Genomic DNA, 12,777 nt, shown 5'->3' on the forward strand with positions numbered 1-12,777 from the left:
GGCAGTGCGGGTTGTCCGGAGCGTCCATAATGAAGGGGAGAGACCCTCACCAGTCCCACGTCCCTCTCCTCGCCCGGCCGCAACGGCGCGGTCAGGTCGATCCCCCGAAGGTGCCATGCCCCCCACACTCGCCTCCGTCGTCCGCAACACGTCGCTCCATCTGACGGTCCTCGCCGGTGCGGATCACCTGGAGCGGCCGGTCCGCTGGGTGCACACCAGCGAGCTGGACGACCCGACGCCGTTCCTGGAGGGTGGCGAGCTGCTGCTCACCACCGGTATCAAGCTGGGCCGCACGGCGGCGCAGCTGCAGGCGTACGTGCACCGGCTGGCCGACGCGGGGGTGGTCGGTCTGGGGCTCGGGGTGGGGCTGTCCCACACCGAGGTGCCGCAGCCGTTGGTGGACGCGGCGGCGCAGCGCGGGCTGCCGCTGCTGCGGGTGCCGGAGCCGACGCCGTTCATCGCGATCAGCAAGGTGGTGTCGGCGGCGCTGGCCGCGGAGCAGTACGAGGCGGTGACGACCAGCTTCGAGGCGCAGGAGGAGCTGACCCGGGCGGCGCTCGGCAAGGACGGTACGACGGCGGTGGTGCGCCGGCTGGCGGCCCGGTTGGGGGGCTGGGCGGCGCTGTACGACGGGTCGGGCGCGCTGTCGGTGGTGGCTCCGGACTGGGCGGCGCGCCGGGCGGGGCGGCTGGCGGCGGAGGTGGACCGGCTGCGTCGGCGGCCGGCGCCGTCGAGTGCGGCGTTGCAGGGGCGCGCGCCGGGGATAGACACGGCGGACGAGGACTACGTGGTGGTCCAGTCGCTGGGGGCGGACCGGCGGGCCCGGGGTTTCCTGGCGGTCGGGACCGAGGACCGGATCACGCCGACCGAGCGGTACGTGCTGAACGCGGCGGTGGCGCTGCTGACCCTCACCCTGGAGCGTTCGCGGGAGCTGCGGCAGGCCGAGGAGCGGATGGGCGCGGCACTGCTGCGGATGGTGCTGGCCGGTGAGGTGGCGACGGCCCGCCAGGTGGCGGCGGGGCTGTTCGGGGGGCTGCCGGAGGGCACGGTACGGGTTCTGGTGGCCGGGGCCGGGCCGGCCAACGCGGATGCCGCGGAGGCGCTCGGGGAGCTGGGGGACCGGGCCGAGCAGGCGGGCTCCCGGGTGGGGGAGAAGCTGCTGGTGGCGCGGGAGGACGGTGTGCACGGGCCGCGGCTGATGGTGCTGGCGCTGGACAACGGCGCGGTGCACCGGGCCTGCCTGGGCGCGGTGGAGGAGCACGAGGGCCTGTCCCTGGGCGTCTCGGCGCCGGCCGCGCTGGAGGAGGCCGGGACGGCTCACGCGCAGGCCGAGCGGGCGCTGGCGGTGGCGCTGCGCGGTGGCCGCCGGTCGGTGGACCACGAGGAGGTCGGCGCGGGTTCGCTGCTGCCGCTGCTCGGCGAGGACGCGGTGACGGCCTTCGCGGAGGGGCTGCTGCGGCCGCTGCGGGAGCACGACCGGACGGCCCGCGGGGACCTGGTGGCCTCGTTGCGGGCGTGGCTGTCCCGGCACGGCCAGTGGGACGCGGCGGCGGCCGACCTGGGGGTGCACCGGCACACGCTGCGCTATCGGATGCGCCGGGTCGAGGAGCTGCTGGGCCGCTCGCTGGACGACACGGACGTGCGGATGGAGCTGTGGCTGGCGCTCCGCTCCGGCGAGGAGTGAGGCGCCGGCAGGACGCAGGCGGCCCGCGGCACGGGAGGTCCCGGCAGCAGGGCAGGAGGGCCCGGCAGTACGCAGGCGGGTCCCGCAGGACGCAGGCAGGCCCCCGTAGGACACGGGCCATCCCCGTGTAGGACGCGGTGGAGTGGCCCCGGGGGCGAACGCTCCTAGTCGGCCAATCCGGTCGGCGCGCCGCCCCGCCTACCCTCAAATCCGGGTCCCACGTCCGTGGGCCGTAGGACAGACGAGGAGAGGGCCGGTACCACGGTGACCACCACGTACGATTTCTGGCTCGCCGGCCGCCGGGCGAGCGGCGACGCCGACTTCGAGGTGCACAACAGCTGGGACGGCCGTCTGGTCGGCAAGGTGAGCATCCCGACCGAGGCCCAGGTCGAGGAGGCGCTGGACGCCGCCGTCGCCGCGCTGCCGGTGTTCGCCGCCACCCCGGCGCACCAGCGTGCCGCCGCCCTGGACCACGTGGCCAAGCGGCTGACCGAGCGCACCGAGGAGCTCGCCCAGCTGGTCAGCGCCGAGAACGGCAAGCCGATCAAGTGGGCCCGCGGTGAGATCGGCCGCGCGGTGTCGGTCTTCCGCTGGGCCGCCGAGGAGGCGCGCCGCACCAATGGCGAGACCATGCGGCTGGACACCGACCCGGGCGGCGTGGGCCGCTTCGCGGTGGTGCGCCGCTTCCCGCGCGGTGTGGTGCTCGGGATCGCTCCGTTCAACTTCCCGCTGAACCTGGTCGCCCACAAGGTCGCCCCGGCGATCGCGGTCGGCGCCCCGATCATCCTGAAGCCGGCTCCGGCGACCCCGCTGTCGGCGATGGTGCTGGGCGAGATCCTGGCCGAGACCGACCTGCCGGTCGGCTCCTGGTCGATCCTGACCGTGCCGAACGACCGGATGCCGGCCCTGGTGCAGGACGAGCGCCTGCCGGTGATCTCCTTCACCGGTTCGGACAAGGTCGGCTACCAGATCATGGACTCGGTGCCGCGCAAGCACTGCACCCTGGAGCTCGGCGGCAACGCCGCGGCCGTGGTGCTCGCCGACTGGTCCTCGGAGGCCGACCTGGACTGGGCGGCCACCCGGATCGCGATGTTCGCCAACTACCAGGGCGGCCAGTCCTGCATCTCGGTGCAGCGGGTGATCGCCGACGCCTCGGTGTACGACGCGCTGGCGGAGAAGGTCGTCGCCAAGGTCAAGGCGCAGGTCACCGGTGACCCGAGCGACGACGCGACCGACGTCGGCCCGCTGATCGACGAGAACGCCGCGAAGCGCGTCGAGTCCTGGGTCGAGGACGCGGTCGCCAAGGGCGCCAAGGTGCTCACCGGCGGTACCCGCGAGGGCGCGACCTACGCCCCGACCGTGCTGGCCGACCTGCCCGGGGACGCCATCCTGGCCAAGGCCGAGGTGTTCGGCCCGGTGCTGTCGCTGCACAAGGTGGACGGCGTGGACGAGGCCTTCGCGGCCGTCAACGACTCGGCGTTCGGGCTCCAGGCCGGGGTGTTCACCCACGACCTCCAGACCGCCTTCCGCGCCCACCGGGAGCTGGAGGTCGGCGGTGTGATCATCGGCGACGCGCCGTCCTACCGCGCCGACCAGATGCCGTACGGCGGCGTCAAGGACTCCGGTGTCGGCCGTGAGGGCGTCAAGTACGCGATGGACGACTACACCGTCGAGAAGGTCATGGTCCTGACCGGCCTCGACCTCTGAGCGGTGCCGTAGCGATGTCGTAGCGGTGCCGTGGCACCAGGCGGCAGGAGGGCCCGGTTCGCCGAACCGGGCCCTCCTCGCGTTCGCGCCCGCGCGGGCTCAGCCGTCGTGCCGGGCGGCCGCGGCGATCGCCTCCTCGACGGTGGCGTTCCCGGCGACCAGCTCCAGGGTCAGTCCGGCGGTGCCGGGTTCGTGCAGCAGGGCGGCCAGGACGGCGGCCACGTCGGCCCGGTCCACCGCGCCGCGGTCGACCGAGGGGGCCAGCCGGACCAGGCCGGTGCCGGGGCCGTCGGTGAGCCGCCCGGGGCGCAGCACCGTCCAGTCCAGCCCGGTGCGGGCCCGGACGGCGTCGTCGGCGGCGCCCTTGGCCCGCAGGTAGGTCTCGAAGACCTCGTCGGCGGGGTAGCGCGCCTCGGCGTCGGCGGCCATCGCCGAGACCATCAGGTATCGGCGGACCCCGGCGAGCTCGGCGGCGTCGGCGAGCAGCACCGCGGCGTCCCGGTCGACGGTGTTCTTGCGGGCGGCGCCGCTGCCCGGTCCGGCGCCGGCGGCGAAGACCACCGCGTCGGCACCGGTCAGCAGTGCGGCGAGCTGCGTGGCGGTGGCGGCCTCCAGGTCGAGCAGCAGCGGCTCGGCGCCGGCGTCGACGAGGTCCTGGGCCTGTTCGGGGCGGCGGATGATCCCGGCGGGGCGCTCGCCGCGGGCGGCGAGCAGCCGTTCCAGCCGGAGCGCGATCTGTCCGTGGCCCCCGGCGATGACGGTACGCATGGTTCCGACGGTAGCCCGGGACGGGCGGGGCGGCCCGGGGGAAAGTACCGGGGCGGTGCCGCGGACAGGACACAATGGGCGCATGACTTCGCTCGCTCACCCACAGCTGCGCTTCACACCCACCGTGGCGGACCCGTCCGGCCCCCGGGAGCTGGTGATCCTGGGGTCCACCGGCTCGATCGGCACCCAGGCCATCGACGTCGTGCTCCGCAACCCGGACCGCTTCCGGGTGGTGGCCCTGTCGGCGGCCGGCGGCCGGGTGGAGCTGCTCGCCGAGCAGGCGGTGCGGCTGGGCGTGCACACCGTGGCGGTGGCCGATCCGGCGGCCGAGCCGGCGCTGCGCGAGGCGCTGGCCGCGAAGGCGGCGGGCCGCCCGCTGCCGACCGTGCTGGTGGGCCCGGATGCGGCGACCGAGCTGGCCGCCCTGGAGTGCCACTCGGTGCTGAACGGCATCACCGGTTCGATCGGCCTGCGGCCGACGCTGGCCGCGCTGAAGGCGGGCCGGGTGCTGGTGCTGGCCAACAAGGAGTCGCTGATCGTCGGCGGTCCGCTGGTGAAGGCGGTGGCGAAGCCGGGCCAGATCGTGCCGGTGGACTCCGAGCACGCCGCGCTGTTCCAGGCGCTGGCGGGCGGCACCCGGGCCGAGGTGCGCAAGCTGGTGGTCACCGCCAGTGGTGGCCCGTTCCGCAACCGCACCCGGGAGCAGCTGGCCGGGGTGACCCCGCAGGACGCGCTGGCGCACCCGACCTGGGCGATGGGCCCGGTCGTCACGATCAACTCGGCCACCCTGGTGAACAAGGGCCTGGAGGTGATCGAGGCGCACCTGCTGTACGACGTGCCGTTCGACCGGATCGAGGTCGTGGTCCATCCGCAGTCGGTGGTGCACTCGATGGTGGAGTTCACCGACGGTTCGACCCTGGCCCAGGCCAGCCCGCCGGACATGCGGATGCCGATCGCGCTGGGTCTGGGCTGGCCGGAGCGGGTGCCGGACGCCGCTCCCGCCTGTGACTGGACCAAGGCGGCCACCTGGGAGTTCTTCCCGCTGGACGACGAGGCCTTCCCGGCGGTCGAGCTGGCCCGCGAGGTGGGCACCCTGGGCGGCACCAACCCGGCGGTCTTTAACGCGGCCAACGAGGAGTGCGTGGAGGCCTTCCTGAAGGGTCGCCTCGTCTTCACCGGAATCGTGGACACTGTTGCCAAGGTCGTGGCCGAGCACGGACGGCGGGACGGCGCTTCGGCGGCGGGAACTTCCCTGACGGTGGAGGACGTCCTGCACGCGGAGGACTGGGCGCGCGCCCGGGCCCGCGAGCTGGCGGCCGGCTGACGGTCGACTGACGACCCCGATTGCGGTAGGACGAGACGATGAGCGGAGCGGCATGACGGAGGACCAGCGGTGGCAACGGTTTTGACGGTGGTCGGCATCCTGGTCTTCGTCATCGGGCTGCTCATCTCGATCGCCTGGCACGAACTCGGCCACCTCTCCACGGCCAAGCTGTTCGGCATCCGGGTGCCGCAGTACATGGTCGGTTTCGGCCCGACCCTCTGGTCGCGCCGGAAGGGCGAGACCGAGTACGGCATCAAGGCGATCCCGTTCGGCGGGTACATCCGGATGATCGGGATGTTCCCGCCGGGCGAGGACGGCCGGATCACCAAGCGCAGCAGTTCGCCCTGGCGCACCATGATCGAGGACGCCCGTGAGGCCTCCTACGAGGAGCTCCAGGAGGGCGACGAGCAGCGGCTCTTCTACACCCGCAAGCCGTGGAAGCGCATCATCGTCATGTTCGCCGGGCCGTTCATGAACCTGATCCTGGCGTTCGGGCTGTTCCTGACGGTCATGATGGGCTTCGGCGTCACCATGGCGGTGCCGACCATCGGCTCGGTCGCCCAGTGCGTGGTCAAGGCCGGCCAGCCCACCGACACCTGCCCGGCCGACGCGCCCAAGACCCCGGCCAACGAGGTCGGCCTGCGCCAGGGCGACAAGGTGCTCTCCTTCGACGGCGACCGGATCCGCGACTACGACCAGCTCCAGGCGGACATCCGGAAGTCGGCGGGCAAGCAGGTGACGATCGTCGTGGACCGCGGCGGTCAGCAGCTCACCTTCACGCCCACCATCGCCGTCAACGACGTGCAGAAGTACGACGGCAACGGCGTGCCGGTGAAGGGCCAGACCGTCCAGGCGGGTTTCCTCGGGTTCACCCCCAGGAGTGAGACCGTCCAGCTCGGCTTCGGGCAGTCCGTCGACCGGATGTACGACATGGCCGAGAACGGGGTGCGGTCGCTGGCCGCCCTGCCCGGCAAGATCCCCGGCCTGTGGAACGCCGTGGTCGGCGACGCCCCGCGCGACCCGGACTCGCCGATCGGCATGGTCGGCGCCGCCCGGGTCAGCGGTGAGGTGTTCTCGCTGCACGAGTCGGCCACCCAGCGGATCGCGATCTTCGTGAACCTGCTGGCCGGCATCAACCTGTCGCTGTTCCTGTTCAACATGCTGCCGCTGCTGCCGCTGGACGGCGGCCACATCGCCGGAGCGGCCTGGGAATCGGTCCGCCGCCGATTCGCACAGATGTTCCGGCGGCCGGATCCGGGCCCGTTCGACGTCGCCAAGCTGATGCCGGTCGCGTACGTCGTGGCCAGCATCTTCATCGGATTCACCCTGCTGGTGATGGTGGCCGACCTGGTGAACCCGGTGAAGATCGGCTAGGGCGTAGAGGTACGGCGGGTGTGCTGGGCGCCCGGACCGTGCCGTACCGTGGAGGCCGGGTGCGCGGGAGTTCGCGCACCCGGCCTCGGCCGTCCCAGCGGCCGGGCGGACGACCACACCTCAACCCCGGGGAACCCTGCGCACATGACCGCGATCTCGCTCGGTATTCCGTCCCTGCCGCTCAAGCCGCTGGCCAAGCGCCGCTACTCCCGGCAGATCATGGTCGGCAACGTGCCGGTCGGCGGCGACGCCCCCGTCTCGGTCCAGTCGATGACCACCACGGTCACCTCGGACATCAACGCCACCCTGCAGCAGATCGCCCAGCTCACCGCATCCGGCTGCCAGATCGTCCGGGTCGCCGTGCCCTCGCAGGACGACGCCGACGCGCTGCCGATCATCGCGAAGAAGTCGCAGATCCCGGTCATCGCGGACATCCACTTCCAGCCGAAGTACGTCTTCGCGGCGATCGACGCCGGCTGCGCGGCGGTGCGCGTGAACCCGGGCAACATCAAGGCCTTCGACGACAAGGTCGGCGAGATCGCCAAGGCCGCCAAGGACGCGGGTGTGCCGATCCGGATCGGCGTCAACGCCGGCTCGCTGGACAAGCGCCTGATGGAGAAGTACGGCCGGGCCACCCCGGAGGCGCTGGTCGAGTCGGCGCTGTGGGAGTGCTCGCTGTTCGAGGAGCACGACTTCCGCGACATCAAGATCTCGGTCAAGCACAACGACCCGGTCGTGATGATCAACGCCTACCGCCAGCTCGCCGCCGCGTGCGACTACCCACTGCACCTCGGCGTGACCGAGGCCGGGCCGGCCTTCCAGGGCACCATCAAGTCGGCGGTCGCCTTCGGCGCGCTGCTGGCCGAGGGCATCGGCGACACCATCCGGGTCTCGCTCTCCGCCCCGCCGGCCGAGGAGATCAAGGTCGGCAACCAGATCCTGGAGTCGCTCGGGCTGCGCGAGCGCGGCCTGGAGATCGTCTCCTGCCCGTCCTGCGGGCGCGCCCAAGTGGACGTCTACAAGCTCGCGGAGGAGGTCACCGCCGGGCTGGAGGGCATGGAGGTGCCGCTGCGGGTGGCCGTCATGGGCTGCGTCGTGAACGGTCCGGGCGAGGCCCGGGAGGCCGACCTCGGGGTCGCCTCCGGCAACGGCAAGGGGCAGATCTTCGTGAAGGGCGAGGTCATCAAGACCGTTCCGGAGTCGAAGATCGTCGAGACCCTGATCGAGGAGGCGCTGAAGCTCGCCGAGCAGATGCAGGCGGCGGGTGTCGAGTCGGGGGCGCCGACCGTGGTCGCGGGGGAGTGACCCCGCACAGCCTGTCCTGACCGCGCGGGAGCGTCCGCACGGTGTTTTCCGGAAAGCGGGGCCGTCCGTTCGCGGACGGCCCCGCGGCCGTAGCCGGGTGGGGCCACGGAGTAGGGTGCGGCCAGAGTCGTCTCAGTGAGGTGCTGTCTCGATGCTCGATCGAGGTGTGATGCTCCCGAGCTCCTTCCAGGCCGTCCGGGCCCTGGCCACCACCCGCGTGCTGGAGCCGCCGGACCTCCCGGACGTCCTGGAGATCCTCCACCGCGACCCGGTCGCCAACGCCTTCGTCGCGACCAGGGTCGAGGCCGTCGGGCTGGACCCGTGGCGGCTCGGCGGGGAGATGTGGGGCTGGTACGACGGGGACGGCGTGCTGGACGCGCTCTGCTACACCGGGGCGAACCTGGTCCTGGTCAACGCCGGGTCCGAAGCGGTCGCGGCGTTCGCGGAGCGGGCCCGGCGGCAGGGGCGGCGCTGCTCCTCGATCGTCGGGCCGGCGGCGGCCACGGCGGCCTTCTGGGCGCTGCTGGAGCGCAGTTGGGGGCCGGCCCGGGAAGTGCGGGCGCACCAGCCGCTGTTGGCGACCTCGGAGCCGTCGGCGGAGATCGCGCCGGATCCGCTGGTGCGGAGGGTGCGGCGCAACGAGGTCGAGGACTTGATGCCGGCGTGCGTGGCGATGTTCACCGAGGAGGTGGGGGTGTCGCCGCTGGCGGGGGACGGGGGGCTCCTCTACCAGGCCCGGGTGGCCGAACTCGTCTCCACCGGGCGGTCGTTCGCACGATTCGGGGAGGACGGCCAAGTCGTCTTCAAGGCGGAGATCGGGGCGGTGACGGAGGGGGCCTGTCAGATCCAGGGGGTCTGGGTCGCTCCGGAGCACCGGGGGCAGGGGCTCTCCGAGACGGGGATGGCGGCGGTCCTGGACGTCGCGTTGCGGGAGGTGGCGCCAGTGGTGTCGCTGTACGTCAACGACTTCAACCTGCGGGCCCGGGCCGCGTACCGGCGGGTGGGGTTCCGGGAGGTCGGGGCGTTCATGAGCGTGTTGTTCTGAGCGGGTCGAACGAGCCGTGCGGGAAGTGGTTGGGATCTTCGGCCGCGCTGCGGGGCCGCTGGTAGTAACGTCCGGAGCATGGATCAGCTGACCGGGGTGACGATCGAGGCCATCGACCTTGCGGCTTGGGCGCCGCAGGCGCTGGAGGTCCAGGCGGTGGCGTTCGGGCTGACGCCAGAGGAGGTCGCGGTCCGGCTGCACATCGTGGGGCGGCACGCCCTGCAGCCCGGGGTGATCGCGCTCGGGGCGATGAGCGGGGGGCGGCTGATCGGGTTCGGGTACGGGATGCCCAACCACCGGGAGCACTGGTGGAGCACCGTCATCGAGCCGTATCTGACCTCCCGGGGGTACGAGGACTGGCTGGACGGGGTCTTCGCCGTCACCGAGCTGCACGTGCTGCCGGAGTTCCAGGGGCAGGGGGTCGGCTCGCGGATCATCCGGACGCTGTGCGAGCGGTCGGGGTTGGACCGGAGCATCCTCTCGGCGATCGACGCGGAGACGCCGGCGCGGCGGCTCTACCGGGCGTTGGGGTACCGGGATCTGGCGCGGGCGGTGCGGTTTCCGGCGACGGACCGGCTGTACGCGGTGATGGGGGCTCGGTTGCCCCTGCGGGGGGCCGGGGCGTAGGGGCCGGGTCGTAAAGGTTCGTGGGTCAGAGGGAGTTGGCGAACTCGAGGTAGAGCTCGGCGTCTTCGCGGCGGTCCGCGGTGAGGGCGCGGAGGGCGAGGTCGACGGCGCGGAAGAGGGTCCAGCCGCGGAGGCGGTCCTGGTCGACTTCGAGGGCTTCGGAGAGCCGGCCCAGCCGACGGCGGACGGCGGCGGGGGCGCCGGGGGCACCGATCAGGGTGTCGGCGCGGTCCAGGGCGAGGCGGGCCAGGTCGTAGGCGCGTTCGCCGGCCAGTGGGCGCGGGTCGATGGCCAGCCAGGGGGCGCGGTCGGCCGCCAGGACGTTGCCGTGGTGGAAGTCGCCGTGCAGGAGGAAGGACTCGTCGGCGGAGTCGGCCAGGGTCCTGGCGGTGTCCAGGGCCTCGGCGATCAGGGGCTGGGCTTCGGCGATCGCCGTGTGGTGAGCCGGGTGGCGGTCCGGGCGGGGGGCCGCCAGGGCGGCGGCGGTGGCGGTGGCCGCGGCCACCCGCTGGGGGACGGTGGGGAAGGGGTGTCCCTCGGGGAGTTCCGTCCAGAGGCGGTGCAGCAGGCTGGTGGCCTCCAGCATGGCCTTGGGCTCGGCGAGGGAGCGCAGCGGGATCTCGCCGTGGAGGCGTTCGAGCAGGAGGACGCCCTCGGCGGGGACGGCGTCGAGGAGGAGGACGGCTCCCCGGCCGGCCCAGTGGGTGAGGGCGGCGTGCTCGTGGGCGGTCTCGGGGGTGGGCAGGCCGACCTTCAGGACGGCGGGGGAGAGGTCGTCGCGGTGGACGTACGCGATGAGGCTGAGACTGCCGCCCGGGTCGAGGATCCGTTCCAGGGTGAGGTTCCAGGCGGCGAGGTGGGCGGTGGCCCTGGCGGGGAGGGTGGCCAGCCATTGGCGGCCGGCCTCGCCGTGGGTGGTGGTGACGCTGTTCGTCAGCCAGGTGGGGACGGTGATGGTGGGTTCGGCTCCCGACATGGGTCCATTGTCGGGGTTTGGGGGCCGGGGTGGGGCTTTCGGACGGTGGGTGTCGGGGGCGGCTCCGGGGGCCGGATGATTTTCCGACTGCCGAACCCTGTGGGTGGGGGTCGCTGGGGGTGGTTCTGCGCGGGCGCGCGGGCGTTCGCCACGCGCCCGCTGAGGTCCCGGGGGGTCAGCCGGGGATGCCCGGGAAGGGGGTGGCCGGGGCACCCCAGTGGCGGGCACGCAGGGTGGTTTCGCGGAGTGCGGTGGCGGCGAGGGGGCGGTAGGGGGCGGGGACGTCGGCGACCAGGTCGGCGTAGACGGTGGTCAGGCGGGTCTCCAGGTGGATGGCGAGTCTGGTGGCGTCGGTGGGGCCGGTGACGGGGAAGGGGAGCCGGTAGCCGCCGGCGGCGGGGGTGGGGGCGGCGGTGAAGGTGGTGAGGAGGCGTTGCCAGGCGTCGCGTTGGGCCTGGTGGGCGGCGTGGGTGGTGCGGGCGTCGGTGCGCTGGGGGTCGTCGGGGAGGTGGGCGCCGACCACGCCGTAGCCGTAGACGGCGGCGTGTTCGGCGCCGAGGGCGGTCTGGAGGGCGGGGACGGCGGCGGACCCGGTGGCGGGGGTGGCTTCGGCGCTGCCGTTGGGGGTCTTGACGGGGGTCTGGTCGCCGAGGGCCGCGGCGTGCAGGGCGTTGGAGGCGGAGATGGAGGCGAGCAGCCGGGCGAGGGGCGGGCTGACCTCGCCGAAGCCGTCGAGGTGGGACTCGGCGGTCCGGTGCTCCATGACGGCCAGCTCGGCGAGGGTGGGGAGGGAGCGGTACGGGGTGCTGGTGGGGGAGGGGCTCGCGGTCGGCAGGCCCTGGACGAGGGCGGCGCGGTGCTGGACGGTGTCGTCGCGCAGGGGTTGGAGCAGGGCGGTCGGGGTGCCCGGGACGGTGAGCAGGTTGTCGTAGGCGCCGAGCAGGAGGTCGGTGTCGGCGATCGCACGGAGGCGGGCGGGGGTGTCCGGGTCGCGCGGTGGGGTGGGGCCGGCGGGACGGTCGCCGCGGGGGTCGGCGGTGCAGGCGGTGAGGGTGGTGAGCAGTCCGAGGGCCAGGAAGGTCCTTCGGCTGGGCGGCTGCATCGCGGTCACTCCGGGCGGGTACGGGAGGACGGCCTCCCCGCCTGCCCTCGTTGGCGTGAATGATTACAGAATCCCCACGTTCCCGGGCCCGGTTCGGGGGTGCCGTGCCGGGTGTGAGCTTGCTCGCAGTGGGTGGTGTGCGCGTGGTCGGCGGAGGTCCGGAATCGGTGGTTGGGGGCTTGACCGGATAGGCTTTGGGCCGAGCTGCCGTGATCCGGTGTGGCACCGGGGGTGCGGGGCGACCTTCTGACAACAGCAGACGCGGCCGAGGAGTCCACCCGGATGAGCACCACCCACACCGACCGGCTGCGAGCGTTGCTGGAGCCGCTGGCCGAGCAGGCCGGACTGGATCTGGAGGACGTCAGGGTCACCAGGGCGGGCAGCCGCCGGCAGGTGCAGATCGACGTCGACACCGATGGCGGCGTGGACATGGACGCCATCGCCGAGTTCAGCCGGGTGGTCGGTGAGGCCCTGGACGAGTCGGACCTGATGGGGGACGAGGCGTACCTGCTGGAGGTCGGCTCGCCGGGTGCGGAGCGTCCGCTGGTCCTGCCCCGGCACTGGCAGCGCGCCGAGGGTCGGCTGGCCAAGATCCACCTGGTGGACGGCGGGGAGATCGTCGCCCGGGTGCTGGAGGCCGACGAGGACGGCGCACTGGTCGAGGTGCAGCCGGTGAAGGGGCGCGGCCGCCCGAAGGAGCGCCGTCTGGCGTACGCGGAGGTGGCCCGGGCTCGCGTCCAGGTCGAGTTCAACCGCAAGGACGACGACAAGCTCCTGGACGAGGCCGCGGACTTCGACGAGGGGGAGGACGGCGCCGAGTGACCCCCGGGTGCCGTACGACCATGACGAACGTGACGAAAGACGA

At 73.1% G+C, this 12,777-nt stretch carries 11 protein-coding genes; 8 read left to right on the plus strand and 3 right to left on the minus strand.

Annotation, left to right across the window (positions count from 1 at the left end; genetic code table 11):
• The first annotated feature begins 115 nt into the window (after positions 1 to 115).
• Positions 116 to 1,684, plus strand: coding sequence for a PucR family transcriptional regulator (locus tag ACIRRH_RS38465; protein WP_403077076.1), 1,569 nt, complete (start codon positions 116 to 118; stop codon positions 1,682 to 1,684).
• 264 nt (positions 1,685 to 1,948) lie between these two features.
• A complete protein-coding gene (locus tag ACIRRH_RS38470; protein ID WP_403077079.1) occupies positions 1,949 to 3,391 on the plus strand; it encodes an aldehyde dehydrogenase family protein in 1,443 nt (480 codons plus the stop codon).
• Positions 3,392 to 3,490: 99 nt separating this feature from the next.
• Here the strand turns inward: ACIRRH_RS38470 and ACIRRH_RS38475 are convergent, their stop codons facing one another.
• A complete protein-coding gene (locus ACIRRH_RS38475; protein ID WP_403077082.1) occupies positions 3,491 to 4,159 on the minus strand; it encodes an NAD(P)H-binding protein in 669 nt (222 codons plus the stop codon).
• 82 nt (positions 4,160 to 4,241) lie between these two features.
• Between ACIRRH_RS38475 and dxr the strand changes: the two genes are divergently transcribed.
• From dxr to ACIRRH_RS38500, 5 genes are all read left to right on the plus strand, one after another.
• Complete coding sequence (gene dxr, locus ACIRRH_RS38480) at positions 4,242 to 5,483, plus strand: 1-deoxy-D-xylulose-5-phosphate reductoisomerase (RefSeq protein WP_403077084.1); 1,242 nt, start codon at positions 4,242 to 4,244, stop codon at positions 5,481 to 5,483.
• 69 nt (positions 5,484 to 5,552) lie between these two features.
• On the plus strand, positions 5,553 to 6,857 hold the full coding sequence (locus tag ACIRRH_RS38485; RefSeq protein WP_403077086.1) for a M50 family metallopeptidase: 1,305 nt from the start codon (positions 5,553 to 5,555) through the stop codon (positions 6,855 to 6,857).
• Between the two features lie 144 nt (positions 6,858 to 7,001).
• Complete coding sequence (gene ispG, locus ACIRRH_RS38490; RefSeq protein WP_403077088.1) at positions 7,002 to 8,162, plus strand: flavodoxin-dependent (E)-4-hydroxy-3-methylbut-2-enyl-diphosphate synthase; 1,161 nt, start codon at positions 7,002 to 7,004, stop codon at positions 8,160 to 8,162.
• Positions 8,163 to 8,331: 169 nt separating this feature from the next.
• Positions 8,332 to 9,207: a GNAT family N-acetyltransferase gene (locus ACIRRH_RS38495; protein WP_403077156.1), complete on the plus strand. Its 876-nt coding sequence runs from the start codon at positions 8,332 to 8,334 to the stop codon at positions 9,205 to 9,207.
• A gap of 78 nt (positions 9,208 to 9,285) precedes the next feature.
• Positions 9,286 to 9,834: a GNAT family N-acetyltransferase gene (locus ACIRRH_RS38500; RefSeq protein ID WP_403077091.1), complete on the plus strand. Its 549-nt coding sequence runs from the start codon at positions 9,286 to 9,288 to the stop codon at positions 9,832 to 9,834.
• Between the two features lie 25 nt (positions 9,835 to 9,859).
• Here the strand turns inward: ACIRRH_RS38500 and ACIRRH_RS38505 are convergent, their stop codons facing one another.
• A complete protein-coding gene (locus ACIRRH_RS38505; RefSeq protein ID WP_403077094.1) occupies positions 9,860 to 10,810 on the minus strand; it encodes an aminoglycoside phosphotransferase family protein in 951 nt (316 codons plus the stop codon).
• Between the two features lie 175 nt (positions 10,811 to 10,985).
• Positions 10,986 to 11,912, minus strand: coding sequence for a ferritin-like domain-containing protein (locus tag ACIRRH_RS38510; RefSeq protein ID WP_403077159.1), 927 nt, complete (start codon positions 11,910 to 11,912; stop codon positions 10,986 to 10,988).
• 282 nt (positions 11,913 to 12,194) lie between these two features.
• Between ACIRRH_RS38510 and rimP the strand changes: the two genes are divergently transcribed.
• Positions 12,195 to 12,734: a ribosome maturation factor RimP gene (gene rimP, locus ACIRRH_RS38515; protein ID WP_403077096.1), complete on the plus strand. Its 540-nt coding sequence runs from the start codon at positions 12,195 to 12,197 to the stop codon at positions 12,732 to 12,734.
• The last annotated feature ends 43 nt before the right edge of the window (positions 12,735 to 12,777 follow it).

Source organism: Kitasatospora sp. NPDC101235 (genome assembly GCF_044767505.1).
GTDB lineage: Bacteria > Actinomycetota > Actinomycetes > Streptomycetales > Streptomycetaceae > Kitasatospora.

What these genes read in the sequence shown, in the direction of transcription:
- ACIRRH_RS38500 (WP_403077091.1), top strand. Translation starts at nt 9,286, where the DNA reads ATGGATCAGCTGACCGGGGTGACGATCGAGGCCATCGACCTTGCGGCT.
- ACIRRH_RS38495 (WP_403077156.1), top strand. Translation starts at nt 8,332, where the DNA reads ATGCTCCCGAGCTCCTTCCAGGCCGTCCGGGCCCTGGCCACCACCCGC.
- ACIRRH_RS38510 (WP_403077159.1), bottom strand. Translation starts at nt 11,912, where the DNA reads ATGCAGCCGCCCAGCCGAAGGACCTTCCTGGCCCTCGGACTGCTCACC.
- dxr (WP_403077084.1), top strand. Translation starts at nt 4,242, where the DNA reads ATGACTTCGCTCGCTCACCCACAGCTGCGCTTCACACCCACCGTGGCG.
- ACIRRH_RS38505 (WP_403077094.1), bottom strand. Translation starts at nt 10,810, where the DNA reads ATGTCGGGAGCCGAACCCACCATCACCGTCCCCACCTGGCTGACGAAC.
- ACIRRH_RS38475 (WP_403077082.1), bottom strand. Translation starts at nt 4,159, where the DNA reads ATGCGTACCGTCATCGCCGGGGGCCACGGACAGATCGCGCTCCGGCTG.
- ACIRRH_RS38465 (WP_403077076.1), top strand. Translation starts at nt 116, where the DNA reads ATGCCCCCCACACTCGCCTCCGTCGTCCGCAACACGTCGCTCCATCTG.
- ispG (WP_403077088.1), top strand. Translation starts at nt 7,002, where the DNA reads ATGACCGCGATCTCGCTCGGTATTCCGTCCCTGCCGCTCAAGCCGCTG.
- rimP (WP_403077096.1), top strand. Translation starts at nt 12,195, where the DNA reads ATGAGCACCACCCACACCGACCGGCTGCGAGCGTTGCTGGAGCCGCTG.